A 24768-nucleotide genomic window follows, 5' to 3' on the forward strand; every position below is an offset into this window, starting at 1 on the left:
ACCGGCGGTGCGCGCAGCGCAGGGCGAAGTCAGGCGTCGGCGGCCCGCATGAAGGTCAGGACGTCCGCCGTCGCGCTCCAGCCCTGCCTGCTGTACCAGGGCACGGACTTGGGCAGTGCCGGCATGAGGATCAGGGGCACTTCCGTTGCCGCAGCTTCACCGGCCAGCGCGGTGATTACTGCCGATTCCATGGTGTGGTCGGGATCTGCCCGGCGAATATCGAGGCCCCCGAAGACGGCGAACCCGGGCGCCGCGGCCATCCGTGCCCCTGCCACCGTCTCCCCGAAGGCCGTAATGCCGACCACCGTGCCGCCCCCGGCCGCAGCCGCCGATAGTTCCGCTCCATCGGGAAGCTGGGGTACCTGGGGCAGGTCTGAGGGATACGCGGTCAGCAGTGCAAGCCGGGACAGGGGCGCCAGGCCCTGTCCCGCGGCAAATTCCTGTGCGGTTTCGGCGTCATCAGTAACGAGTGTCAGGCGCGAACCGCGGCGGCCGGACACCTCGGCAGCTGCCCGCGGAGTGTCCCGGCCCGGCCAGGTCACGACGTACTGGGGAGGGTCCGTGGTGCGGGCGGGCGCCATTTTCACGGCGTCGCCGTCACGGATGCTGGACAGCCCGCGCACCGCCGCCCACGCCGGAACCCAGTGGGAAAAGCCGCTCTGCCAGGATCCCACTGCTCACCGTCCCCGCCGGGGCGGCACGGGCGGACGCAGGTCAGTCATCGTACAGGTCCTCCACAGTGAGATGGACGGTGTGCGGGATGATTCCTACGGACGCAACCACCGCGGCGCGGATGTTCCGGCGCAGGAAGTCCATGGTGCGGCGGATGTCCACGCCCGGTGCCACAGCGGTTCGCAGATGGATCCGCAGCCCGAAACCGGCGTCGGGGACCAGATCCACGCGGCAGCGGCGGGCACGGACGCCGCCCACGCCGTCGGCGGCGCGGCGGACGACGGCGGTGAGCGCATCTTCGGTGATTTCCACACCCCCGTTCCGGGCGCCTGCAGGTGCCAGCTGTACCCCGCCCCGGGCGTGCGCGCCGGCCACCGCCAGAACGGCCGGTTTGAGGCCGGGCGGGGGGCGGAAGGCCGGGTGCCTCAAATCGTGTTCCCGCAGTGTTTCGGTAACGGCGTCCAGCCGCATCAAGCTGTTTCGGGCCCGGCGGCAGTCCGCACACGTGAGGGTATGCCGGTCCGGCGGGCGGTCTATGTCCTGCCACACCCGGGCGAGCGTGCGTCCGCAGGCCGGAGGGGACAGCTCGGGCTTTAGTGCCATTGGATCATCGCCTCCGCCAGATTCTCCCGGGCGCGTGCCAGCCGGCCCCGGACCGTGACCGTGCTGATGCCCAGCGCGGTGCCGATCTCCGCATAACTTCGGCCGTGCAGTTCACGCAGCAGCCAGCATGCACGCTGACCCGGCGGCAGCGCCGCCAGAGCGCGGGACAGGCACTCGAGCTCCGCCGCGAGCTCCGCCGCGCGGTGCGGATCCGCGGACGGCACCGCCAGTACCGGCCACAGCCCGGCCGGATCCATGCTGGCCTCCGGATGGGCCGAACGGCGGCGCAGAACGTCCAGGCAGCGGTTTGTGGCCGTCCGGTACACCCAGGCTCCAAAGGCAGCGGAGCAGTCAAGGGAGGGAAGGGCGCGCCAACCGGCAGTCAGCGTCTCCTGCACAACATCTTCGGCGTCCCCCCGGTCATCGAGCATCCGGTATGCAAGCCGGAAAAGCCGCCCCTGATACCGCTCCACCAGCTGCTCGAAGGCGGAGAGGTCCCCGTCCTGGGCGCGGGCCACAATAGTGGCCTCATCCAGCCTGGCCGGCGCGGAAGCTGCGCCGGGCCGGACCGGGATCTGGAACTGCGGAAGGAAGCCGGACTCTTCCGGCGATTCGGCCGTGGCCATGGGCGCCCCTGTCCGGTCCGGCGGGCGCCGGCCCGTTCCCAATATTGCAGACGCCCCCGGCCCGATGGAACTCCCGCATGCCAAGCCCGCCCGGAGAATATGAAGTTTGCACTCCAGCGTGACGTTTGGGTGCGGGGAGCGTCCTTAACGCCGTACGCAACCTTCACACGCGGCCCCGCAGGGCCCGTTCCGAGCAGGAGATGAGTGACATGGCAGATGCCCAGAAACCCTCAGGACCGCCCCCGGTTCAGTGTCGGCTCAGCAGGGCAGCTCAGCCGGCGGAAACACCGGGAGCGTGGCTGCAAGCACGGTAGCCGGCTCCGGCAGCACGGAGCCGGTCCGCAAGTCCGGGCCCTGCACACCCCGCACGGTGACACCACGATCGAGGAAACGGTGGTGCAGAAACTCGCGGGAATGGCCACGCGGGAGGTGCCGGGGGTCTATGCCATGGGCAACGCGGCGCGCCGGGCCTTTAGTTCAATGACCGAGCGCATTCCCGGTTCGCAAACGAACGTCAGCAACGGTGTCAGCGTGGAAAAAGGGGAGCGCCAGGCAGCGGTGGATGTGAGCATCATCGTCGAGTACGGCTTTTCGATCGTCGAAGTCAGCCAGAGCATCCGCCGCAACGTCATCCGCTCGGTGGAGAACGCCACCGGGCTGGAGGTGCTGGAGGTCAACGTGAACGTCACCGACGTGCACTTGCCGGACGACGACTCCGGCGAGGACGGGGACCAGGGACACAAGCCGTCCGACCGGCTGGATTAGGGCCGCGGGGAGTAAGCAAACTGCCGGAAAAGCGCCGGCGGCGACCGACTAAAGGAGGACTCCATGTCCGCAACAAAATGGTGCTTGGGCGTAGGCCTGGTCCTGGGAATCGTGCTGGCCTTCGGCGGCTGGTATGCCTTCCTGCTGGCTGTGCTGTTCGGCCTGATCGGAATGCTGGTGGGGCTGGTTGCCGACGGCAGGCTCGACCTGGCGTCCATGTTCGGCAGAGCGTCGAGCAGATGAGCGCACCCGGGATCGAAGAGACCCGCCCGCCGGGCCCGCGGCGTTCCCGTACCGAGGTCGGGGAGAGGGGCGCGACGGTCCTGTCCCGGAAAGTCCTCGAGAAGATCGCCGGGCAGGTGGTGAAGGATGAAACGTTCGCCGGCGGCAGTTCCGGCGGGTTCCTGGGGATAGGGGCGCGCGGGGACCTCTCGGCCCGGCCCCGGACCGAAGTGGAGCTGGCGGGAAATGTCGCGTCGCTGAAGGTCCAGGTGGGCCTGCCGTATCCGGTGCCGCTCCGTCAGGCGGCGGATGCGCTGCGGGGGCGGATGTCGGACCGGATCACGGAACTGACGGGAGTGGAGGTGCGGCAAGTCGACGTTACCGTTTCCTGGCTGATGCCCGACAGGTCTGACGACGGCCGGCGGAGGCTGCAATGAACGGCGGCCCGCCCGTTGCCCTGCGTCCGCGGCCCAGCCGTGCCGTTCCGGCGGTCATCTGCGGTCTGGTCCTGCTGGCCGTGGGGGTGCTGCTGGTGTGGGCGGCGGTCGCGCGGCTGACCCAGGGGCAGTGGCCGGCGTTCTTCACCGCAGTGTCCACCTGGCTTTCCACACTGAGCTGGAACAGCGCCGGCAGCTGGACCGCGGGCATCATCCTTGCCGCGGCCGGGCTGGTGCTGCTGCTGGCCGCACTGGTTCCGGGCGGGTTCCGTGCGCTGACCCTGCATATGGACCCCACCCGGGAAGTCACCGGCGAGAGCCAGGCCGTCATGTCCCGGCGGGCTGCAGCCCGCCTGGCCGCAGCAACGTGCGAACACATTGACGGGGTGTCCTCCGCTTCGGCCACGGCGTCGGACCGGGAGATCCGGGTGACGGTCAACACCCCGCTCCGGGACACGGCGGACCTGCAGCACTGGGTGACGGACGGTGTCCGGTCCCGGCTGCAGGCGTCGGGGCTGGATCCGCTTCCGGCCGTTTCCGTCTTCATCCGGTCCGGCAGCTAACCAACTGTCTTCAGCGAAAGGGATCACCATGCGGCAACATCCCGGCACCGCAAACCGTGTTTGGCTGGCCATCCTCGGCCTGGTGTGTTTGGCGGCGGGGATTTGGGCCCTGCTGCTGGCCAGCGGAACCCTGGGGCCGGCGGAGGACCCTGTCCTGAGCGGTCCTCCGGAAGCAGTCACCGGACCGGACTACGCTCCGGTTGCCGCACTGGCCGCGGGCCTGCTGCTGGGGCTGCTGGGCCTGTGGTGGATCCTGGCGCAAATTCCGCGCAGCCTCACCGCGGGACCGTTCCGGCTGCAGGAGGATGCCGCACGGGGGATCACGGTCTGTGATCCGTCCGTCCTTGCCGCTGCCGTGCAGCACGAGACGGAGCACATTCCCGGGGTAGTGGGAGCAACGGCGCTGCTCCGCGGATCCGCCGACGAACCGGACCTGACCGTAAAGGTGACGGTGAACGCGCGGGCCGACATTAGGGCCGTGGTGGACCAGATCCAGGGAACGGTGGCCCCGCATCTCGCGTCGGCCCTCGAAACCCCGCTCCACAGCCTGGGAATCCAGATTGAAGCCAGCAACAAGCCGGGTTTGGCCGGCAGCACTGTCAGCTCCACCGGAACCGTGGTTTATTAGCCCCCATGCCTCATGACCCCCATGGCCCCTTCCGGCCGTTAGCGGACCTGCGCCGCACGCTGCGCAGCCACGGTGGCCCGATGCTCGGCGACCCGCGCCTGGTGCAGGGGCGTCCGGCGCAGGACGGCGTAGACCGCGCCCAGCAGGGCGAACCAGACGGGGGTGACCACCAGCGCCTGCAGGGTGTCGGGCTGCGTGGTCAGCGCCCAGAGCAGGAACCCAAAGAACGCCAGTACCACGTAGGCCATCACCACGCCCCCGGGCATCTTGAAGGCGGACTGTTCGTGGAGCTGCGGACGGCGGCGCCGGTACACCAGGTAGCTCACCAGGATGATGGTCCAGACGAACATGAAGCACAGCGCCGAAATGGTGCTGACGAGGGTGAAAGCGGCACTGACGGATTCGCCGGCGTACAGCAGCACCACGCCGGCCAGCAGGAAGGTGCAGGAGAAGAACAGGGCGTTCTGCGGCACCCTGCGGCGGGACAGGCGGCCAAACGCCTTGGGGGCGTCGCCGTCGTGCGCCAAACCGAAAACCATGCGTGACGTGGAATAAATCCCGGAATTCGCGGACGAGGCAGCGGAAGTGAGGACCACGAAGTTCACGACGGCGGCTGCGGCACCCAGCCCGGCGAGGGTGAACATGCCCACGAACGGGCTCTCGTCAGCACTGAACCTGTCCCAGGGAACCACGGAAATCAGCACCACCAGTGCGCCTACGTAGAAGAGCATGATGCGCAGCGGAATGGAGTTGATGGCCCGGGGGAGGTTCTTTTCCGGATCCTTCGTTTCGGCGGCCGCGGTTCCCACAAGTTCAATGCCCACGAACGCGAAAACGGCGATCTGGAAACCGGCGACAAAGCCCATCGGGCCGGTGGGGAACAGCCCGCCGTGCGCCCACAGGTTGTCGAATCCGGCAACATTGCCTCCGGATTCAAAGCGGGTGAAGATCATGACCAGGCCCACCACGATGAGGGTCACGATGGCCAGGATCTTGATCAGGGCAAACCAGAACTCGGTCTCGCCGAAGGCCTTCACGCTGGGCAGGTTCAGGACCAGGAGCACCAGGATGCAGGCCAGCGCCGGTATCCAGAGCGGAGCGTCGGCCCACCAGAACGTGACGTAGTGGGATATGGCCACCACATCCGCTATGCCGGTGACCACCCAGCAGAACCAATATGTCCATCCGGTGAAGAATCCCGCCCACGGGCCGAGCAGGTCCGCGGAGAAGTCGGTGAAGGACTTGTACTTCAGGTTCGAGAGCAGGAGTTCGCCCATCGCCCGCATGACGAAGAACAGCATGAAGCCGATGATCATGTAGACGAAGATCACCGACGGCCCCGCCACGGAAATGGTTTTTCCCGAACCCATGAACAGGCCGGTGCCGATCGCGCCGCCAATCGCCAGGAGCTGGATGTGGCGGTTGGAGAGTGAGCGGGAGAGCTCCGGCTCGGAGGAACTCGGGGACCCCGGGGACGGCGCCTCTCCGGGGGAAGAACCGGAGGATGGCACGGGGGACGGTGCGGGGGAGGGGCTGGTCAATCGGTCGGACATTGGGCTCTTTCTCAGTAGGCACCAGCCGGCGCACGTGACGCCGCGCGCAGACGGAACGGGCATCTCTGCGAGAGTTCACCTGAGGTGTGGGCGCCACCGCCGACAATCAAGTTTGGAAGCGGGGCGAGGATGATGTCAATTTGGCGGCCTGCGCGGAAATCCGGTACTGCGGGCAGATTCCGGCCTGCTGCGCGCAGGCTCCGTTCCCGGCGAAGAAGACGTCAAAGGAAGACGTCAAAGAAGGAGCGGCCACCGTCATTCTCTTGATGGGGCCCCTGCCGCAGGGTAGGGTTCCAGGTGGAAATACACAACTGAATATGCCTTTATCAGCCGTGGCGGGAGAGTCCCGCGAACAGCAGCCGGAGACGGCTGCACCTGCAGCAACACCGCTGCACCGGCGGGCGCCGTAGGAGCAAACCCTCCCCGGGAATCTCTCAGGCCCCTGTACCGCCACAGCGAGGCAACTCTGGAAAGCAGCTGGCGCACTTTGTGCGCCTCTCACCGACGGTGCAAGCGGAGCCATCTCCGCGGAATCTCTCAGGTCCAATACAGAGCGGGGAGGACCCAACGTTTGTTGGCGTACCCCGTCTGCCTTTCCAGGAGCCCAGAATGACTGCTGATCTGTCCACTGCCGAAACCCCCGCCACGTCCGCCGCGAACTCCCTTGGTTCCGCCGCAGCTGCGCCGCTCGCCGAGGGTTTTGTTGACCGCCACATTGGTGCCCGCGCCGGCTCCGCCGCAGCGATGCTCAGGGCCGTGGGATATGACTCCCTGGACGCGCTGGCGGACATGGCCGTTCCTGCCGCCATCCGGCAGAACTTCCCGCTGATCCTGGACCCCGCCCGCTCCGAAGAGGAAACCCTCGCCCAGCTGCGCGCCATCGCCGGCAGGAACAAGACGGCCGTGCAGATGATCGGCCAGGGCTACTACGGCACGCACACTCCGCCGGTGATCCTCCGCAACGTCGTCGAGGACCCCGCCTGGTACACCGCATACACCCCGTACCAGCCCGAAATTTCCCAGGGCCGCCTCGAAGCCCTCCTGAACTTCCAGACCATGGTCCAGGACCTCACCGCCCTGCCCATCGCCAACGCCTCCCTCCTCGATGAAGCCACCGCAGTGGCCGAAGCCGTGCTGCTCATGCGCCGCTCGAACAAGTCCAAGGCCAACGGCGCCGTTGTGCTGGACTCGGAAACCCTGCCGCAGACCATCGCCGTGGTGAAGGGCCGCGCCAAGGCCCTGGGCTTTGATGTGGTCGTTGCCGACCTGGCCAACGGCCTGCCCGACGGCGACATCACCGGCCTGGTCCTGCAGCAGCCGGGCGTCTCCGGCGCAGTCCGCAACTTTGCCGCCCTGATTGCCGAAGCCAGGGAACGCGGAGCCCTCGTCACCGTGGCTGCGGACCTGCTGGCCCTGACCCTCATCACGCCTCCCGGCGAGCAGGGTGCCGACATCGCCGTCGGCTCCGTGCAGCGCTTCGGCGTTCCGCTCTTTTTCGGCGGCCCGCACGCCGCGTACATGGCCGTCCGCAAGGGCTTGGAGCGTTCACTGCCCGGCCGCCTGGTGGGCGTCTCCAAGGACTCCGCCGGCACCCCCGCCTACCGGCTGGCACTGCAGACCCGCGAGCAGCACATCCGCCGGGAGAAGGCCACTTCCAACATCTGCACCGCGCAGGCGCTGCTGGCCATCGTTGCCTCCATGTACGCCGTGTACCACGGCCCCGGGGGCCTGAAGCGGATTGCCCGCCGCGCCCACGACTCCGCCCGCACCCTGGCCGCCGCCCTGCAGGCCGCCGGAATTGAACTGCTCCACACGAGCTTCTTCGACACCGTCACCGCCCGTGTCCCGGGCCGCGCCGCCGAAATCGTTGCCGCCGCCGAAGCCCGCGGCATCAACCTGCGCAGCATCGACGCCGACACCGTGGGCATCTCCTGTGATGAGACGACGACGCCGGCTGTTCTCGCCGACGTCGCCGCCGCCTTTGGCGCCTCCGTTGATGAAGCCGCCGAGCCGGAAGGCTTCGAACTGCCGGAGGACATCCGGCGCACCTCGGAGTTCATGACGCACCCGGTGTTCTCCTCCTACCGCTCCGAAACCCAGATGCTGCGCTACCTGCGCCGCCTCTCGGACCGCGACCTGGCCCTGGACCGCACCATGATCCCGCTGGGCTCCTGCACCATGAAGCTCAACGCCACCGCCGAAATGCAGGCCATGACCTGGCCCGAGTTCGCCACCATCCACCCCTTCGCCCCGGATTCCCAGACCGAGGGCTGGCGCGAACTGATCGCGGATCTCGAAGAAAAGCTCGCGGTCATCACCGGCTACGACAAGGTGTCCATCCAGCCCAACGCCGGCTCACAGGGCGAACTCGCCGGCCTGCTGGCCATCCGCGGCTACCACTCCTCCCGCGGTGACGATCAGCGCACCGTCTGCCTCATCCCGGCATCGGCGCACGGCACCAACGCCGCCTCCGCCGTCCTGGCGGGCATGAAGGTGGTGGTGGTGGCGACCGCCTCCGACGGCGCCATCGACCACGCGGACCTGCGCGCCAAGATCGACGCGCACCGCGAGAACCTCGCGGCCATCATGATCACCTACCCCTCCACCCACGGCGTGTTCGACGACGACGTCCGCGACGTCTGCGACGCCGTTCACGAAGCCGGCGGCCAGGTCTACATTGACGGCGCCAACCTCAACGCGCTCGTCGGGCTGGCCCAGCCGGGCGACTTCGGCGGCGACGTATCGCACCTGAACCTGCACAAGACCTTCTGCATCCCGCACGGCGGCGGCGGCCTCGGCGTCGGCCCGGTGGCCGTGAAATCCCACCTGGCACCGTTCCTGCCCGGCGACGCCGCCACCTGGACCGAAGGCGAGGACATCCCCGTGTCCGCGTCGCGCTTCGGTTCCGCCGGCGTGCTGCCGATCTCCTGGGCCTATGTGAACCTCATGGGCGGGGAAGGCCTGACCGAAGCCACCAAGAGCGCCCTGCTGGCCGCCAACTATGTGGCGGCACGGCTCAACGACTACTTCCCGGTGCTCTACACGGGCAAGGGCGGACTTGTGGCGCACGAGTGCATCCTGGACCTGCGCGACCTGACCGCGAAGACCGGGGTGACCGCCGAAGATGTGGCCAAGCGCCTGGTGGACTACGGCTTCCACGCGCCCACCCTGTCCTTCCCGGTGGCCGGCACCCTGATGGTGGAGCCCACCGAGTCCGAGGACCTGGGCGAAATTGACCGCTTTATCGACGCCATGATCGCCATCCGCGCCGAAATCGACCAGGTGGCCGCCGGAGACTTTCCCTCGAGGGCAGCCCGCTGCGCAACGCGCCGCACACCGCCGTCGTCCTGGCCGGCAACGAATGGGACCGCGCCTACCCGCGGGAGCAGGCTGCCTTCCCGATGCGCAGCCAGCGGATGGACAAGTACTTCCCGCCGGTGGGCCGGATCGACGGCGCCGCGGGGGACCGCAACCTCATCTGCTCCTGCCCGCCCATCGAAGACTTCGAAAACTAGAGCGCAAAGGCTGAAACAATGACTGAGAAATACACTGCGCTCTACGAAGAGCACAAACGCCTCGGTGCCTCCTTCACCGACTTCGGCGGCTGGCAGATGCCGCTCAAATACAGCTCCGAGCTGGCCGAACACCACGCCGTCCGCAAGGCAGCGGGCCTGTTCGACCTCTCCCACATGGGCGAAGTGAAAGTCACCGGACCGGACGCCGGTGCCTTCCTGGACTACGCGCTGGTGGGCAAGCTGTCCGCTGTGAAGGTGGGCAGGGCCAAGTACTCGCTGATCACGGGCGTCGACGGCGGGATCATCGATGACCTGATCAGCTACCGGCTCGACGACGACACTTACCTGGTGGTGCCCAACGCCGGCAACGCGCCGGTGGTGGCCGCCGAACTGGCAGCGCGCGCCGAGGGTTTTGACGTCACCGTTCGCAACATCTCCGACGACACGTCCCTGGTGGCCGTGCAGGGCCCCAACGCCGAGGCCATCCTGCTGGCCCTGGTTCCCGCCGAACACCGGGACGCGGTGACGGGAATGAAGTACTACGCCGCGGCCAAGGTGCCGATGGCGCTGGGTGCCTGGAGCGCCGACCTGCTGGTGGCCCGCACCGGCTACACGGGCGAGGACGGCTTCGAGATCTATGTGCCCAACGACGCCGCGGCCATCCTGTGGGCGGCACTGCTGGACGCCGGCGCGGACCGGGGCCTGATTCCCGCCGGCCTGGCCTGCCGTGACTCGCTGCGCCTGGAAGCGGGCATGCCCCTGTACGGCAATGAACTGTCGCTGGAGCTGGATCCCTACGCTGCCGGCCTCGGCCCCGTCGTCGCTCTGTCCAAGGAGGGCGACTTTGTGGGCCGAGCCGCCCTGGAGGCCAAGAAGCAGCAGGCCCCGGCCCGCCGCCTCGTGGGGCTGAAGGGCGCCGGGCGCCGCGCCGGCCGCTCGCACTACCCGGTCCTCTCCGACGGCAGCGTCATCGGTGAAGTCACCTCCGGCGCGCCCAGCCCCACCCTGGGCCATCCGATCGCTCTGGCCTATGTGGACGCCGCCTTCGCGGAGCCCGGCACTGAAGTGCAGGTGGACCTCCGCGGCAAGCCCGAACCGTTCGAGGTTGTCCAGCTCCCGTTCTACAAGCGCGGACAGTGACCTTCCCGGCAGCACGGCGGAATGCCGTGCTGCCGGAGTACCGACCTAGACTTTGAACTAACCCGCAGAACTCCAGATGCACCGAAAGGCAACCCCATGAGCAAAGTGAACGCAGGACTCCGCTACTCCGCTGAACACGAGTGGGTGGACGGCTCCAGCCCCGTGAAGGTTGGCATCTCAGCGGTTGCCGCCGACGCCCTGGGCGATGTGGTCTACGTTGACCTGCCCGAGGTCGGCACCGTGATCACCGCCGGCGAAACGTGCGGCGAAGTGGAATCCACCAAGTCCGTATCCGACCTGTATGCCCCGGTGTCGGGTGAGATTGTGGAGATCAACTCCGAAGCCATCGAGAACCCGGCCCTGCTGAATGAAGACCCGTACGGTGCCGGCTGGCTCTTCACCGTCAACACCACCTCCGAAGGTGAACTGCTGAGCGCCGAGGAGTACGCGGAAAAGAACGGCGGCGAGCTGTGACCGATTACCTGAACTCCTCCCTCGCGCAGATTGATCCGGAGGTGGCGGAGCAGATCGACAACGAGCGCCGCCGCCAGCAGTCCGGCCTGGAAATGATCGCTTCGGAGAACCACACCTCCGTGGCCATTATGGAAGCCCAGGGCTCGGTCCTGACCAACAAGTACGCCGAGGGCTACCCGGGCCGCCGCTATTACGGCGGCTGCGAATACGTGGACGTCATTGAGCAGCTGGCCATCGACCGGGCCAAGGACCTCTTCGGCGCCAGCTTCGCCAACGTGCAGCCGCACTCCGGCGCACAGGCCAATGCCTCGGTGATGCACGCCCTGATCCGCCCGGGCGACACCATCCTGGGCCTGTCGCTGGCACACGGCGGCCACCTGACGCACGGCATGAAGATCAACTTCTCCGGCCGGCTCTACAACGTGGTGCCGTACGACGTCGCAGAAGACACCCACCGGGTGGACATGGCCGAGGTGGAGCGCCTGGCCCGCGAGCACCAGCCCAAGCTGATCGTGGCCGGCTGGTCCGCGTACGCCCGCCAGCTGGACTTCGCCGAATTCCGCCGCATCGCCGATGAGGTGGACGCCTACCTGATGGTTGACATGGCCCACTTCGCCGGCCTGGTGGCCGCCGGACTGCACCCCAGCCCGGTCCCGCACGCCCACGTGGTCACCTCCACCACGCACAAGACCCTCGCGGGTCCGCGCGGCGGCATCATCCTCTCCAACGACGCCGACATTGCGAAGAAGATCAATTCGGCGGTGTTCCCCGGTCAGCAGGGCGGCCCGCTGGAGCATGTGATTGCCGGCAAGGCCACCGCCCTGAAGATCGCCGGCACACCGGAGTTCAAGGAACGCCAGGAGCGCACGCTGGCCGGCGCCCGGATCCTCGCGGAGCGGCTGCTGGCCGAGGACGTCGCCGCCAAGGGCATCTCCGTGGTCTCCGGCGGCACCGACGTGCACCTGGTGCTCGTTGACCTGCGCGACGCCGAGCTCAACGGCCAGGAAGCCGAAGACCGGCTGGCGCAGATCGACATCACCGTGAACCGCAACGCGGTCCCGTTTGATCCGCGGCCGCCGATGGTGACCTCCGGCCTGCGGATCGGCACCCCGGCCCTGGCCACGCGCGGCTTCGATGAAGACGCCTTCCGGGAAGTCGCCGACATCATTGCCCTGGCCCTCATTGCCGGCGCGGACGAGGACCTCTCGCCGCTGAAGACACGCGTCACCGCGCTGGCCGAGGCGCATCCGCTGTACACCGGGGTAGCCAACCTGGCCTCCGACCCGGCGCACGTGTAAGGAATCCTGATGGCTGTTGGCGTTTTTGACCTGTTCTCCGTGGGCATCGGCCCGTCGAGCTCACACACCGTGGGGCCGATGCGCGCCGCTGCCGTTTTTGCGGCGGAACTGGTCGACGCCGGCATCCTGGGCTCCGTGGCCGGTCTCCGCGTGGACCTGTACGGGTCGCTCGCGGCGACCGGCCGCGGCCACGGCACCATGACCGCGGTGCTGCTGGGCCTGGAGGGCTTCGCTCCGGAAAAGATCCTGCCCGAGGAAGTCGAGGAACGCCTCGCCGCCATCGAAGCGACCCGGAAACTGCAGCTGTGCTCGCAGGTGCCGGGCGCCGATCCCTGTGTGCTGGAATACGGGGAAGCGGACATCGTCCTGCATCCGCTCACCGTCCTGCCCCGGCACACCAACGGCATGAAGTTTGCCGCCAGCGCTGCCGACGGATCCGTGCTGCATGCGGCCACCTTCTTCTCCGTGGGCGGCGGCTTCATTGTGCGCGAGGGCGAAGAAGACGCCGCCCGCGAGGAGCTGGAGTCCACCAAGGCGCAGCTGCCCTTCCCGTTCCGCACCGCCGTCGGGCTCCTGGAGCACTGCACCGGCAACGGACTGGGCATCTCCGGCGTCATGCTCGCCAACGAAAAGTCGTCCCGCACGGAGGAAGAAATCCGTGCGGGCCTGCTGCACATCCGCGACGTGATGGAGGAGTGCAAGAACTCGGCCATCCGACGCACCGGCCTGCTCCCGGGCGGGCTGAAGGTCCGCCGCCGCGCGCCGGCCTGGCACACCCGGCTGCGCGCCGAAGACCCGGACCGGGACCCGAAGTTCTGGCAGGAATGGGTGAACCTGGTGGCGCTGGCGGTCAACGAGGAGAATGCCTCCGGCGGCCGGGTGGTCACCGCGCCCACCAACGGTGCTGCCGGCATTATCCCCGCCGTCATGTTCTATGCCACCCACTACGGTCCCGGGATGGAAAACGCCACGCAGGAAGAGAAGGACGACGTCGTCGTGCGGTTCCTGCTCGCTGCCGGCGCCGTGGGTGTCCTGTACAAGGAACAGGCCTCCATCTCCGGCGCCGAGGTGGGCTGCCAGGGCGAGGTCGGCTCGGCGTCGTCCATGGCGGCCGCCGGTCTGGCCGAAATCCTGGGCGGAACCCCCGAACAGGTGGAAAACGCCGCCGAAATCGCCATGGAACACAATCTGGGCCTGACCTGTGATCCGATCGGCGGGCTGGTGCAGGTCCCGTGCATTGAACGCAACGCCATCGGCGCCGCGAAGGCCGTCAACGCCGCAAAGATGGCGCTCTGGGGCGACGGCGACCACCGCGTATCTCTGGACGAAGTCATTGTCACCATGCGCGAAACCGGCCGGGACATGAGCTCCAAATACAAGGAAACCGCGCTCGGCGGCCTCGCCGTGAACGTGGTGGAATGCTGAATTCAGCCGCTGCGGCAGGTTGAGCCGATGCTGTTCCTTTGGTAGACAATAAGTACGCTTACCGTTTGCCGGGGAAGGAACCCGTCATGGCTGGAAAGGACGCATCATGCCGAAGACCGGAAAGAACGGCCACGCCATCGGAGACGAGATCCCGTCCACGCTGCAGCGCTCGGATAAGAAGGCCCAGGACACCTTCGCCAAGACATACGACTCGGCGGTTGAGGAATACGGCGACGGGGAGCGGGCCGCCCGCACCGCGTATGCCGCCCTGAAGCACACTCATGAAAAAGTCGGCGACCACTGGGAAGCCAAAGACGAATCCGGCCCCTCCGACGCCAAGGCTGCCGGCGGCCGCGGGTCCGGCGGTGACACTGCCGGCGGGGTCAACGCCAACGCCACCAAGGAGCACCTGTACGGGGTGGCTTCAGAGCTGGATATCTCCGGCCGCTCGAAAATGACCAAGGAAGAACTGGTGGACGCCATCCAAAAGGCCAATGAGAAGGAAACCCGCCGGGCCCGCGAACGCTAGCGCTGCCGGCTCCGGGTTTCCGTTACTTCACGGCGCCCATCGACAGGCCGCGGACCAGCTGCTTCTGGGCTACCCATCCGGCCAGCACCACCGGCAGCGAGGCGAGGACCGAAGCCGCCGACAGCTGCGCCAGGTACAGGCCCTCACTGGTCATCTGTGACACCAGGAACACCGGGACCGTTGCGGATCTGGCGGCTGTGAGGTTCAGGGCAAAGAAGAACTCGTTCCAGGCGAAAATGACGCAGATCAGCGCCGTGGCGGCCAGGCCGGGGGCCACCATGGGCATCAGGACCCGCCACAGGGTCTTGAGCAGCCCGGCTCCGTCCATTTGCGCGGCCTCGAGCACCTCGGTGGGCACCTCCTGGAAAAGGAGCGCATCATCCACACCGCGATGGGCAGATTCATCGAGGTGTAAAGGACAACCAGGGTCCAGATGTTGTCCAGCACCTTCAGTTGGCCCGCAATGACGTAGATCGGCATGATGACGGCGACGACAGGCAGCATCCGGGTGGAGATGAAGAAGAACAGCACGTCCTGAGTCTTCTTGACCGGCCGGATGCTGAGGGCATAGGACGCCGGCACCGCCATGATCACCACGAGGATTGTCGATACTCCGGTGGCGATCATCGAATTGACGAAATAGGAACCCGCTCCGGCATCGAGGACGGCCCGGTACTGGTCCAGGGTGGGAGTGAAAAGAACGTCGGAGGATTGGAAGCCGCCGCGGACTCCTGCTTGAACGAGGTAAGCACCATCCACAGCACCGGGGAGAAGAACCCGATGGCGATGACCCACGTCAGCGCGGTCAGGAGCGAGGCACCCGTGCGGGGCCGTCCGCGGCGGACCGCCGGCTGCGGCCGGCTTTCCGGCGGGGTGCTTCCGGTGGAAGCCGGTTCTATCTGCGTGGCCACGGCTAGTCCTTTACGTCGAAGCTGCGGAAGATCAGGCGGAGGGCGAAGGTGGCAATAATGATCGTGGCGATGACCACCACTACGCCCATCGCGGCGGCCTGCCCAATATCGAAGCCCAGGAAGGCCCGCTGATAGATGTAGAACGGCAGGTTGGCGCTGGCTGTGCCGGGCCCGCCCGCCGTCATGAGATAAATCTGGTCGAAGGTGTTCACCACGTAGATCGCGCCGAGCAGGATGCCCAGTTCAATGTAGCGGCGGAGCTGGGGAAGGGTCACGGAGATAAAGGTCCGCCACCAGCCGGCACCGTCCACCTGCGCCGCTTCCAGCACATCCTTGGGCTGCGCCTGCAGCCCGGCCAGGACCAGCAGCATCATGAACGGCGTCCACTGCCACACCAGGGACATCAGGATCGAGGCAATCGGATGGGTGGAGGTCCAGTCCACCGGGGAAATGCCCACCAGGCCGATCAGCCAGTTCAGCAGGCCGTAGCTGGGATTGAGGATGGAGACGGACCAGAGCAGGGATCCGGCCACCGGCATGATCAGGAACGGCGTGATGAGCAGGGTCCGGACCACGCCGCGGCCGGCAAAGGAGCGGTCCAGCAGCAGGGCAAAGATAATCCCCAGGAGCATCGCGAAAAACACGCAGCCCAAGGTGAAGATCACGCTGTTTAGGGCGGCCTGCCGGAAGGTGGAATCGGCGAAGATTTCCACGTAGTTGGACAGTCCCACGAACCGGTCGCCTTCGGGATTGAGCAGGTTCCAGTTCTGCAGGGAATACCAAATGGTGAACAGGAAGGGCACCTGGGTCACGATCAGCGTGAAGACCAGGGCGGGCAGCAGCGGCCCCCGGCGCCGCCATCCCTCGGCGCGCGACATGCCGCGGGTTTGCCGCTCCTCCGCGTCGCGGCGGACCTTCTGATGGTGCCGGTCTACCAGGCTGGTCATTGGTTCTCTCCTGACTGGTAGCTTTCAGCCACAGTTTGCGCGTAGCGCTGGGACTGCTCCAGCGCCTCGGACACTGACTTTTGGCCGGCGATGGCAGCCGAAATCTGCTGCGCTACCCGGGTGCCCAGGTCCTGGAACTCGGGAATTCCCACGAACTGCAGGCCGGGGTAGGGAACGCCGGAGACCATGCTGGTGTCCTGCGATGCTCCGGCCATGGCCGAGAGCGTGGGGTCGGCGTAGTTCTCCGCCACGGCGGCATATTCGGGGATTTCGTAGGTGGACAGGCGGCTTCCCGGCGGCACCCGTTCCCAGCTGATCTCTTCGCCCACCAGCTGGATGTATTCCTTATTGGTCATCCAGGAAATGAAGTCCCAGGCGGCATCCTTCTTTTGGCTCGTTTCGGGAATTGCCAGCGACCAGCTGTACAGCCAGCCGGAGGATTCCGTTTCCTCCACCGGGGCCTGCGCGTAGGCGGTTTTTCCAACGACCAGGGAGGATGCCGGATCCTCCACCGAAGAGACCATGGACGTCGCGTCGTACCACATGGCCGCGGTGCCCTGGCTGTACTGGGTCAGGCAGTCCCCGAATCCGCTGGTGGCCGCGCCGGGCTGGCCGGAGGTGCGCACCAGGTCCACGTAGTCGGTCACGGCGGCTTCCACCTCCGGGGAATCCAGGGTGGCGTTCCAGTCCTCGTCGAACCAGCCTCCGCCGTAGGTGTTCATCATGGTGCTCAGCGGCGCCATGACCTCTCCCCAGCCGGCCAGCCCCCGAAGGCAGATGCCGGAGAAACCGTTGTCCGGATCATGGAGCCGTTCGGCGAAGCCGGTGACGTCCTCCCAGGTGGGCCGCTCCGGCATCACCAGGCCTTCGGCTTCGAAAATGTCCTCCCGGTAGGCCAGGAACGAGGACTCGCCGTAAAACGGGACGGAATACAGGTCCCCCTCGTAGCTCAGTGCTTCCCGGATATTCGGAACGAAATCATCCGGATCGTAGCCCCCGGTGGTGTCGGCGTACTCCTGCAGGTTGGTGATCCACCCGTTCTCAGCCCACATGGGGGTCTCGTAATTGGAGATCATGACGACGTCGAACTCCCCGCCGCCCGTGGCCACCGACGCGGTGATTTTGGCTCTGGCCTCGTTTTCCGGCAGCGAGACAAACCGGGCATCGACGTCGGGGTACTGTTCGCGGAAGTCCTCCTCGAGGGAAATCGCATCCGTCATCTGCGGATTAGAGACGATCGCCACCACGATCTCCTCCGGCCCGGCGGAACTGTCGGCGCCGCAACCGGTAAGCGTGAGGGCAGCCGCGGCTGCCCAGGCTGCCGCGGCCCGGCGGCTGCTGCGTGGTGATCTCATACGTCTTCCTTGTCATGTGAGAGTTGCCCTGCCCGCGTGTGTGGAGTCACTCTAGGCAGGCGGACTCAAATGGGCAACTGGTGCGGCACCTAAATTCCTTCTCCCGGATCGCCGGACCGGTCCGGAACCAGCCCGCGGACCGTGGCCCGGGCGCCGGCGGCGTGCAGCGAGGCCAGCGCGCCGGTGTAGGCGCGCACAAACCGTTCATCCGAGGGCAGGTCTCCGAACAGCTCCCGGTTGGAAATGAAAGCGAGCGGATCCTCGCGGTTGCGGGCGGCGGCAGCCATGAGCGGTTCGCGCAGCCGGTCCACCACCTCCAGCGGCGTACCCTCTTCGTCGGTGCCCTCCGCGTACCGCGCCCAGCTGGCGACGACGGCGGCCGAGCGGTGGATCTCCCCGCCGGCGGCGAGGTTCTCCCGGATGACCGGGAGCAGCCATTTGGGAATCCGGTCCGAGCTTTCGGCACACAGCCGCGCCAGGGTGTCACGGACGTATTCATTGGAAAAGCGTTCGATCAGCCTGTGCTTGTACGCGGCGAGGTCCACGCCCGGCAGCGCCTTGAGCGTGGGCGTGGCCTCCCGGTCCATGTAATCGAGCAGGAACCGCGCGAAAAGCGGGTCCTGGCAGACTTCGTGCGCGTAGCGGTAGCCGGCCAGCCGGCCGAAATAGCACAGCCCCTGGTGGCTGGCGTTAAGCAGGCGCAGTTTCATGAGTTCGTAGGGTTCGACGTCGTCGACCATTTGGACGCCGGCGTCCTCGAAGGCCGGGCGGCCGAGCGGAAAGCTGTCCTCGAGCACCCACTGTTCAAAGTCCTCGCTGACCACCGGCCAGGCATCCTCCACACCGAAGTCCTGCGCCACCATGGCCCGGTCCTCATCGGTGGTGACGGGCGTGATGCGGTCCACCATGGAATTGGGAAAAGCGACGTTCTCCTGTATCCAGCGGGCCAGCCCGGGACTGCGAAGGCGCGCGAATGCGGTGAACATCTTGGCGGCGACATCGCCGTTGCCCTGGATGTTGTCGCAGGACATCACCGTGAACGGCGGCAGTCCGCGGTCCCGGCGCCGCTGCAGCGCCTCGGTGACCAGCCCAAAACCGTGGAGGGCACCGCTCCCGGCGCCAGGTCCGCCGCCACGGCGGGGTTGGCGGCGTCGAACTCGCCGGTGACGTGGTGGAAGTTGTATCCGCCCTCGGTAATGGTCAGCGAAACAATCCTGGTGCCTGGCGCCGCCATTTTTTCAATGACGGCCTCCGGGTCTTCCGGCGCCAGCAGGTACTCGATGATGGAGCCGACGACGCGCGCCTCCCGGGTTCCGTCCGGATTCTTGAGCACCAGCGTGTACAGGCAGTCCTGGTTTTCCATCACGGTTTTCATGGCCGCGTCGGAGGGCAGGACACCCACTCCGCAGATGGCCCAGTCGCCGGCAGCACCTGCGGACAACAGGCGGTCCACGTACATGGCCTGATGGGCGCGGTGGAAGCCGCCCACACCGAAGTGGACAATCCCCACGGTGAGTTGAGAGCGGTCATAGGACGGCACCGGCAGCGTGGCGGAGAGGGCGGGCAACATGGACGTGCTGAGTTTTCTCATGGTCACACCTGGGGACGGGACGGATGGGTGCCGATCAATCTAGCATGCGGGCGGACGGGGCCCGGCCGGGCGGGAAGTCTTATTCCAAACCTCTTGTGATTTGTAATACGCCCGGGGTTTAAGCAAGGCTGGGTCCACTCATTCGACAGCAGGCTTAGCGAGACCAGAGGTTTAAGCGATGAACGCACCCCGATCCCTTCCGATGGCACCGGCATCCGAGGAGGTCGGGTGGCTGGGGTCCGTGGACGCGGCCATCAATTCGTTCTTCGAACCGATCACCGCGGTCTTTTCGGCGATCGTGTTCTTTCCGATCACCATCGGCGAGCTCAGTTTTCCGGCGGTTGTCGCGTGGCTGATCATTGCCGGCATTGTTTTCACCGTTTATTTCGGGTTCATCCAGTTCCGCGGCCTGAAAGTGTCCGCCCAGGTGGTCCGCGGCAAGTACTCCTCCAAGGATGATCCGGGGGAGGTGCCGCACTTCCAGGCGCTGACGTCCGCGCTGTCGGGCACCGTGGGGCTGGGCAACATTGCCGGCGTCGGCGCCGCCATGGCGCTGGGCGGTCCCGGGGCGACCTTCTGGATGATCCTGGCCGGATTGCTGGGCATGGCGTCCAAGTTTGCCGAATGTACTCTCGGCGTGAAATACCGTGAAGTCCACGCCGACGGCTCCGTCAGCGGCGGTCCCTTTAAGTACCTACCCGTGGCGTTCAAGCGCTTCGGGCGGTGGCCGGCCAAGATCCTGACCGGAATTTTCGCCGTTGCCATCCTGCTCTTTGGTGTGGCCGGCGGCAACATGTTCCAGGCCAACCAGACCTTCGCGCAGATCCAGAACGTCACCGGCGGTGAGGACGGCCTGCTCGGCAGCGCCGGAGCGGCCCTGGTGTTCGGCGTCATCCTGGCCGTGCTTGTGGCCGTGGTGATCCTGGGCGGCATCAAATCAATCGGTGCCACCACCTCGAAACTGGTGCCGGCAATGGCTGCCGTGTACATCCTGGCCTGCCTGTTTGTGATCGTTGTGAACTTCGAGAACGTGCCGGCCGCCTTCGGTGCGATCATCGACGGCGCCTTCCGCCCCGAGGGCTTCGCGGGCGGCGTCATCGGTGTCATGATTGTCGGCTTCCAGCGTGCATCCTTCTCCAACGAAGCCGGTGTGGGCTCGGCCGCCATCGCACACTCCGCCGTCAAGACCCGCCGGCCGGTCAGCGAAGGGTTTGTCGCCCTCTTCGAACCGCTCGTGGACACCGTGCTGGTCTGCACCATGACCGCCCTGGCCATCATCCTGGCCGGCGCGCCCAGCCTGCAGGCTGGGATCGACCAGGTGCAGGGCGGGGGAGACGCGCCCGACGGCGTAATCCTCACCTCCGACGCCTTTGCCACCGTCCTGCCGTGGTTCCCCCTGGTGCTGTCCATCGCCGTCGCGCTTTTTGCCTACTCGACGCTCATCACCTGGAGCTACTACGGCCTCAAGTCGTGGGAGTACCTCTTCGGGCGCGGCCGGCGCCGCGAGATCGCTTACAAGGTCATCTTCCTGACCTTCACGGTGGCCGGCTGCGTGCTGTCCTTCAGCCAGGTCATCAGCTTCACCGATGCGGCCCTGTTTGTGTGCGCCTTCGTGAACCTGCTCGGCGTGTACCTGCTCCTGCCGGTCGTCAAACGCGAAATGAAGGAATACCTGGCGGACCGGAAGAGCGGCAAGCTGGAAATGCTCGGCATCGAGGACGAGGACGTCGAAGAGGCCGCACCGCAACGGTAGATTCCGGCAGCGGACGGTCACAACGCGGGTGCGCTGCGTCACGATGACTGCCCTGGCCGTGCCGGCCCCGGGCCGGGACCGCAAAACCCGGACGGCGGACTAACGGGTTTTCTGCCCGGGCGGGCTTCTTGGCGCCGCCCCGTTGACCCCCGGCTCCTGCGGGCCTAGGGTCAACGCTACGTTCACCGCGGCGGGGATGTTCCTGCCCGGAAGGAGCGGCGGCCACGGCGGAACAAAGGGGTTTTCGTGGACATCCATGCGCAGGTGTTTGAGCAAATTCTCGATCCGGCCGGCGGGTCTTTAGCGCTTTCGGCGGCTCTGGCGGCCCTGCCGCTGGTCCTGCTGTTTATCCTGCTGGGAGTCTTCCGGATGAAGGCCTGGCAGGCCGGAACCATCAGCCTGGTGCTCTCCATCCTGCTGGCCGCGGTGGTGTGGCGCATGCCGGTGGACCAGGTGACTGCCGCCACGGGGCTCGGGGCGTTTTACGCCCTCTTTCCCATCCTGTGGATCCTGATCAACGCGCTGTGGATCTACAAACTGACGGTGGCAACACCGTGGTTTGAAGTGCTGGGCCAAACCATCCGCTCCATTTCGGATGACCTGCGGATTCTCTCCATCCTCATCGCTTTTTGCTTCGGGGCGCTGCTGGAGTCCCTGGCGGGGTTCGGGGCGCCGGTGGCGATTGCGGCGGCCATGCTGATGGCGGCCGGGATGAAGCCCCTGAAATCCGCTGTCGTTGCCCTGCTGGCGAACACGGCGCCGGTCGCGTTCGGCGCCATGGCCGCACCCATCATCGCCCTGAACGGGGTCACCGGGATTCCCCTGCAGGAATTGTCCTCCATGACCGGCCGGCAGACCCCGTTCATAGCCCTGGTCGTGCCGCTGATCCTGGTCTTCCTGGTGGACGGGAAACGGGGCCTGCGGCAAACGTGGCCGGTGGCACTGGTCTCGGGCGCTGTCTTCGGGCTGGCCCAGTTCGTGGCCTCGAACTACTTCGTGGTGGAGCTGACCGACGTCGTCGCCGCCGTAGCCACGGTTATTGCCGTGCTGCTCATGCTCCGGGTCTGGCAGCCGGCGGAACTGATTGGCATGTCCGGGCAGGTGGAAAATGCCGCCCCGCAGGATGCTTCGCCGGGTCTTCCGCCAGCGCCTCCGCCAGATCTTCCGCAGGGCGGAGGCCAGGGTGTTGGCCAGGGCGGGGGCCGCCGCGGGCGCCGGTCTGCGGCTGCGCCGGTCGGCGGCGCTTCCGCCTACGCCTCACCCGTCAGCGCGGGCAGCACTCCCGCGCCTTCACCGCAGGGCAGCACCGGGGGCGCACCCGAAAGCGCCGGGGCGGCATCCGTTCCGGCCGGCGGCACGGTGCGGCCCGATGCCCGCAGTGTCTGGATGGCCACCGCCCCGTACCTGATCATCATCGCGGTGTTCTCCCTGGCCCAGGTGCCCGCCGTCAAGGCCTGGCTGACCGAGATCGGCAGCGTGACCTTCCGCTGGCCCGGGCTGGACGTGGTGGACTCGAACGGCCAGGCGATCAGTGCGCAGACGCTCCGGTTTGACCATGTCCGCGCCACCGGAACCCTGTTGCTGCTGGCCGGAATCCTGACGATGCTGCTGTACCGGATCCGCCCGGCGCAGGGGCTGAAGGTTTACGGGGAGACCCTGAAACAGCTGCGCTGGACGATTGTGACGGTGTGCGCCGTGCTGGCACTGTCCTTCGTCATGAACCTGTCCGGCCAGACCACCACGCTGGGGGTGGCGCTTGCATCGGCCGGCGGTTTCTTTGCCCTGCTGTCACCGCTGCTGGGCTGGATCGGGGTGGCGCTGACCGGGTCGGACACCTCCTCCAACTCCCTCTTCGGCCAGCTGCAGGTGGCCGCCGCCAATGAAACCGGGCTGTCCGCAACGTTGATGGCGGCTTCGAACTCATCCGCGGGCGTACTCGGCAAAATGCTGTCGCTGCAGAACCTGGCCATAGCCGCCGCCGCGGTTGGGCTGGAAGGGGCGGAAAGCACGCTGCTGCGCAAACTTATCGGCTGGAGCCTGGGACTGCTGGTGTTGATGACCCTGCTGATTTGGCTGCAGTCGACGTCGGTCCTGGGCTGGATGGTGCCCTAGACATGAGTCTTTTCTCCGATTCCGGGCCCGCACTTGATCCGTCGGGGTCGGGGGCCAGCGACACCCTGCTCGATGGGGCGCCGCATGCCTCCCGGGATGCCGGGCACCGTGAAGCTGCCAGCACCGACCGCTCCGGCTTCGTGGCACGCTCGCATCCGGACGGCGTGGTGTTTGCTGAATCCGCGGAAGATGTTGCTGCCACCCTGAAGCTGGCAACGGCCCACCGCGTGCCGGTGGTGCCGCGCGGGGCGGGCACCGGCCTGGCGGGGGGATCGTCGGCGCAGTCCGGTGAAGTGGTGCTGGATGTGTCGCGGATGAACCGGATCCTGCACATCGATCCGGTGGAACAGCTCGCGGTGGTCCAGCCCGGGGTGCTGAACGCCGAACTCAATGCCGCCGCGGCCGAATACGGATTGTTCTATGCTCCGGATCCGGCAAGCACCGCCATCTGCTCCATTGGCGGAAACATCGCCACCAACGCCGGCGGGATGCGGTGTGCCAAGTACGGTGTCACCCGCGAATCGGTGCTGGCGCTGCGGGTCATCCTGGCCGACGGGCGCGAACTGCACACCGGCCGGCAAACCATCAAAGGCGTCACCGGATACGACCTGAATGCGCTGATCATCGGCTCCGAAGGGACGCTCGGCGTCGTCGTCGAAGCCACCCTGCGGCTGCGCCCGCTGCCGGTGGCCACGGCCACGGTGGCCGCGTTTTTTCGCGACGTCGAAAGCGCCGCCCGGGCCGCATCGGCCGTGGTCGCCGCGCGCATCCAGCCCTCGATGATGGAACTGATCGACGGGCCCACCCTGCAGGCCGTCGACGCGGCGCTCGGCACCAGCTACCGTTCCCGCGGCGCCTCCTTTCTCCTCGTGCAGACCGACGGCTACGGTGCGTATCTGGAACAGGACGTGGCCCTGGAAGCCATCCGTCCCCATGCCGCCTCCTGCGGAAGCGCAGCCGACGACGACGAAGCCGCGGCCTTTCTCCGGGCACGCCGCGAGGCCATCCCCTCCCTGGAGAAGCTCGGGCGGGTCTCCATCGGAGACATAGGAGTGCCGCGCGGACGGCTGGCGGAAGCGGTCGCCGGACTTGAGCATATTGCTGCAGAGACGGGCACCCGGATTTTTACCATCGCCCACGCCTCGGACGGGAACCTGCATCCGATGATCGTGATGGACCCGCAGGATCCGGTGGATGACGGGCCGGCCAAAGACGCGTTGGGCCGGATGTTCTTCCTCGCGAACCGGCTCGGTGGAACCCTGACCGGAGAACACGGTGTGGGCCTGCTCAAGCGGGACTGGGTGGGCGCGGAACTGGGGGACGTGTCGCTCGGTGTGCAGCACGCCATCCGCCGGGCCCTCGATCCGCTCGGTATCCTGAATCCCGGCAAAGCCATCTGAGCCGCGTGTAGGATCGGAGAACTTGTCCGATATAAGTGGGGGAATGATGATGGCTGCTTCCGGTGTTGGGCTGATTTTTGTCCTGCTCTATTTCTTGGTTATTGCCGCGGTGGCGGTCCTGGTGGTTTGGGCGCTGGTGCTGGCAATTATGTTTTTGCGGCTGCGGATCGCTGAAATGCGCGCCGCTGCGGGACCGGCCGGCGGTTCGGAGATGGGCCCCTAGTTCCAGGACGCCGGAGTTCGGGGACT

At 66.8% G+C, this 24768-nt stretch carries 20 protein-coding genes, 3 pseudogenes and 1 riboswitch; of the genes and pseudogenes, 15 read left to right on the top strand and 8 right to left on the bottom strand.

Annotated elements, in window-relative coordinates; all coding sequences use genetic code 11:
• Positions 1-29: 29 nt before the first annotated feature.
• Genes OL239_RS01915 through OL239_RS01925 form a run of 3 tightly spaced genes read right to left on the bottom strand, consistent with a single transcriptional unit; the run spans position 30 to position 1901 of the window.
• Positions 30-674, bottom strand: coding sequence for a hypothetical protein (locus OL239_RS01915; RefSeq protein WP_268910503.1), 645 nt, complete (start codon positions 672-674; stop codon positions 30-32).
• Positions 675-714: 40 nt separating this feature from the next.
• A complete protein-coding gene (locus tag OL239_RS01920) occupies positions 715-1275 on the bottom strand; it encodes a hypothetical protein (protein ID WP_268910504.1) in 561 nt (186 codons plus the stop codon).
• Complete coding sequence (locus OL239_RS01925) at positions 1266-1901, bottom strand: RNA polymerase sigma factor (protein ID WP_268910505.1); 636 nt, start codon at positions 1899-1901, stop codon at positions 1266-1268. Before OL239_RS01925 ends, OL239_RS01920 begins: the two co-directional genes overlap by 10 nt.
• A gap of 396 nt (positions 1902-2297) precedes the next feature.
• Here OL239_RS01925 and OL239_RS01930 point away from each other — a divergent pair, with 396 nt between their 5' ends.
• The 5 genes from OL239_RS01930 (at position 2298) to OL239_RS01950 (ending at position 4516) form a co-directional block, all read left to right on the top strand.
• Entirely contained in the window at positions 2298-2666 is a 369-nt protein-coding gene (locus OL239_RS01930) for an Asp23/Gls24 family envelope stress response protein (RefSeq protein ID WP_268910506.1), read from the top strand.
• A gap of 63 nt (positions 2667-2729) precedes the next feature.
• Complete coding sequence (locus OL239_RS01935) at positions 2730-2909, top strand: hypothetical protein (protein WP_268910507.1); 180 nt, start codon at positions 2730-2732, stop codon at positions 2907-2909.
• A complete protein-coding gene (locus OL239_RS01940) occupies positions 2906-3325 on the top strand; it encodes an Asp23/Gls24 family envelope stress response protein (protein ID WP_268910508.1) in 420 nt (139 codons plus the stop codon). The genes OL239_RS01935 and OL239_RS01940 overlap by 4 nt, the downstream gene beginning before the upstream one ends.
• Complete coding sequence (locus tag OL239_RS01945; protein ID WP_268910509.1) at positions 3322-3888, top strand: DUF6286 domain-containing protein; 567 nt, start codon at positions 3322-3324, stop codon at positions 3886-3888. Before OL239_RS01940 ends, OL239_RS01945 begins: the two co-directional genes overlap by 4 nt.
• A 28-nt stretch (positions 3889-3916) precedes the next feature.
• Positions 3917-4516, top strand: a complete 600-nt coding sequence (locus OL239_RS01950; protein WP_268910510.1) for a hypothetical protein — start codon at positions 3917-3919, stop codon at positions 4514-4516.
• A gap of 38 nt (positions 4517-4554) precedes the next feature.
• Here OL239_RS01950 and cycA read toward each other — a convergent pair whose 3' ends face one another.
• Entirely contained in the window at positions 4555-6069 is a 1515-nt protein-coding gene (gene cycA / locus OL239_RS01955; RefSeq protein ID WP_268910511.1) for a D-serine/D-alanine/glycine transporter, read from the bottom strand.
• Between the two features lie 326 nt (positions 6070-6395).
• Positions 6396-6529: riboswitch (glycine riboswitch) on the top strand.
• 149 nt (positions 6530-6678) lie between these two features.
• Here cycA and gcvP point away from each other — a divergent pair.
• The 6 genes and pseudogenes from gcvP (at position 6679) to OL239_RS01985 (ending at position 14450) form a co-directional block, all read left to right on the top strand.
• Positions 6679-9584: pseudogene (gcvP, locus tag OL239_RS01960) on the top strand (aminomethyl-transferring glycine dehydrogenase).
• 18 nt (positions 9585-9602) lie between these two features.
• Positions 9603-10724, top strand: coding sequence for a glycine cleavage system aminomethyltransferase GcvT (gene gcvT / locus OL239_RS01965; protein WP_268910512.1), 1122 nt, complete (start codon positions 9603-9605; stop codon positions 10722-10724).
• Positions 10725-10820: 96 nt separating this feature from the next.
• Positions 10821-11198, top strand: coding sequence for a glycine cleavage system protein GcvH (gene gcvH, locus OL239_RS01970; RefSeq protein ID WP_268910513.1), 378 nt, complete (start codon positions 10821-10823; stop codon positions 11196-11198).
• Positions 11195-12496, top strand: coding sequence for a serine hydroxymethyltransferase (gene glyA / locus OL239_RS01975; protein ID WP_329609324.1), 1302 nt, complete (start codon positions 11195-11197; stop codon positions 12494-12496). Before gcvH ends, glyA begins: the two co-directional genes overlap by 4 nt.
• Before the next feature lie 9 nt (positions 12497-12505).
• Positions 12506-13921, top strand: coding sequence for an L-serine ammonia-lyase (locus OL239_RS01980; RefSeq protein ID WP_268910514.1), 1416 nt, complete (start codon positions 12506-12508; stop codon positions 13919-13921).
• A gap of 106 nt (positions 13922-14027) precedes the next feature.
• Positions 14028-14450, top strand: a complete 423-nt coding sequence (locus OL239_RS01985) for a ChaB family protein (protein WP_268910515.1) — start codon at positions 14028-14030, stop codon at positions 14448-14450.
• A 22-nt stretch (positions 14451-14472) separates the two neighbouring features.
• On the opposite strand, the pseudogene OL239_RS01990 reads toward OL239_RS01985, so the two are convergent.
• The 4 genes and pseudogenes from OL239_RS01990 to OL239_RS02005 form a co-directional block, all read right to left on the bottom strand.
• A pseudogene (locus tag OL239_RS01990) lies at positions 14473-15349 on the bottom strand (carbohydrate ABC transporter permease).
• A gap of 14 nt (positions 15350-15363) precedes the next feature.
• Positions 15364-16308 (bottom strand): carbohydrate ABC transporter permease, encoded by a 945-nt coding sequence (locus OL239_RS01995; RefSeq protein WP_268910516.1) that lies wholly within the window; start codon positions 16306-16308, stop codon positions 15364-15366.
• Positions 16305-17663 carry an ABC transporter substrate-binding protein gene (locus tag OL239_RS02000; RefSeq protein WP_268910517.1) on the bottom strand — a complete coding sequence of 453 codons (1359 nt, stop codon included), beginning with the start codon at positions 17661-17663 and terminating at the stop codon, positions 16305-16307. Before OL239_RS02000 ends, OL239_RS01995 begins: the two co-directional genes overlap by 4 nt.
• An 89-nt stretch (positions 17664-17752) precedes the next feature.
• Positions 17753-19254, bottom strand: a pseudogene (locus OL239_RS02005) (mannitol dehydrogenase family protein).
• A gap of 178 nt (positions 19255-19432) precedes the next feature.
• Here OL239_RS02005 and OL239_RS02010 point away from each other — a divergent pair.
• The 4 genes from OL239_RS02010 to OL239_RS02025 all read left to right on the top strand — a co-directional run bounded on the left by OL239_RS02010 (position 19433) and on the right by OL239_RS02025 (position 24742).
• Positions 19433-21007 carry an alanine/glycine:cation symporter family protein gene (locus OL239_RS02010; RefSeq protein WP_268910518.1) on the top strand — a complete coding sequence of 525 codons (1575 nt, stop codon included), beginning with the start codon at positions 19433-19435 and terminating at the stop codon, positions 21005-21007.
• A gap of 264 nt (positions 21008-21271) precedes the next feature.
• Positions 21272-23119, top strand: a complete 1848-nt coding sequence (locus OL239_RS02015) for an L-lactate permease (protein WP_268911639.1) — start codon at positions 21272-21274, stop codon at positions 23117-23119.
• A 2-nt stretch (positions 23120-23121) separates the two neighbouring features.
• Positions 23122-24519: an FAD-binding oxidoreductase gene (locus tag OL239_RS02020; protein WP_268910519.1), complete on the top strand. Its 1398-nt coding sequence runs from the start codon at positions 23122-23124 to the stop codon at positions 24517-24519.
• 22 nt (positions 24520-24541) lie between these two features.
• Positions 24542-24742 carry a hypothetical protein gene (locus tag OL239_RS02025; protein ID WP_268910520.1) on the top strand — a complete coding sequence of 67 codons (201 nt, stop codon included), beginning with the start codon at positions 24542-24544 and terminating at the stop codon, positions 24740-24742.
• Positions 24743-24768: the final 26 nt, after the last annotated feature.

Origin of the sequence: Arthrobacter sp. ATA002 (genome assembly GCF_026898095.1) — a bacterium.
Lineage (GTDB): Bacteria > Actinomycetota > Actinomycetes > Actinomycetales > Micrococcaceae > Arthrobacter_B.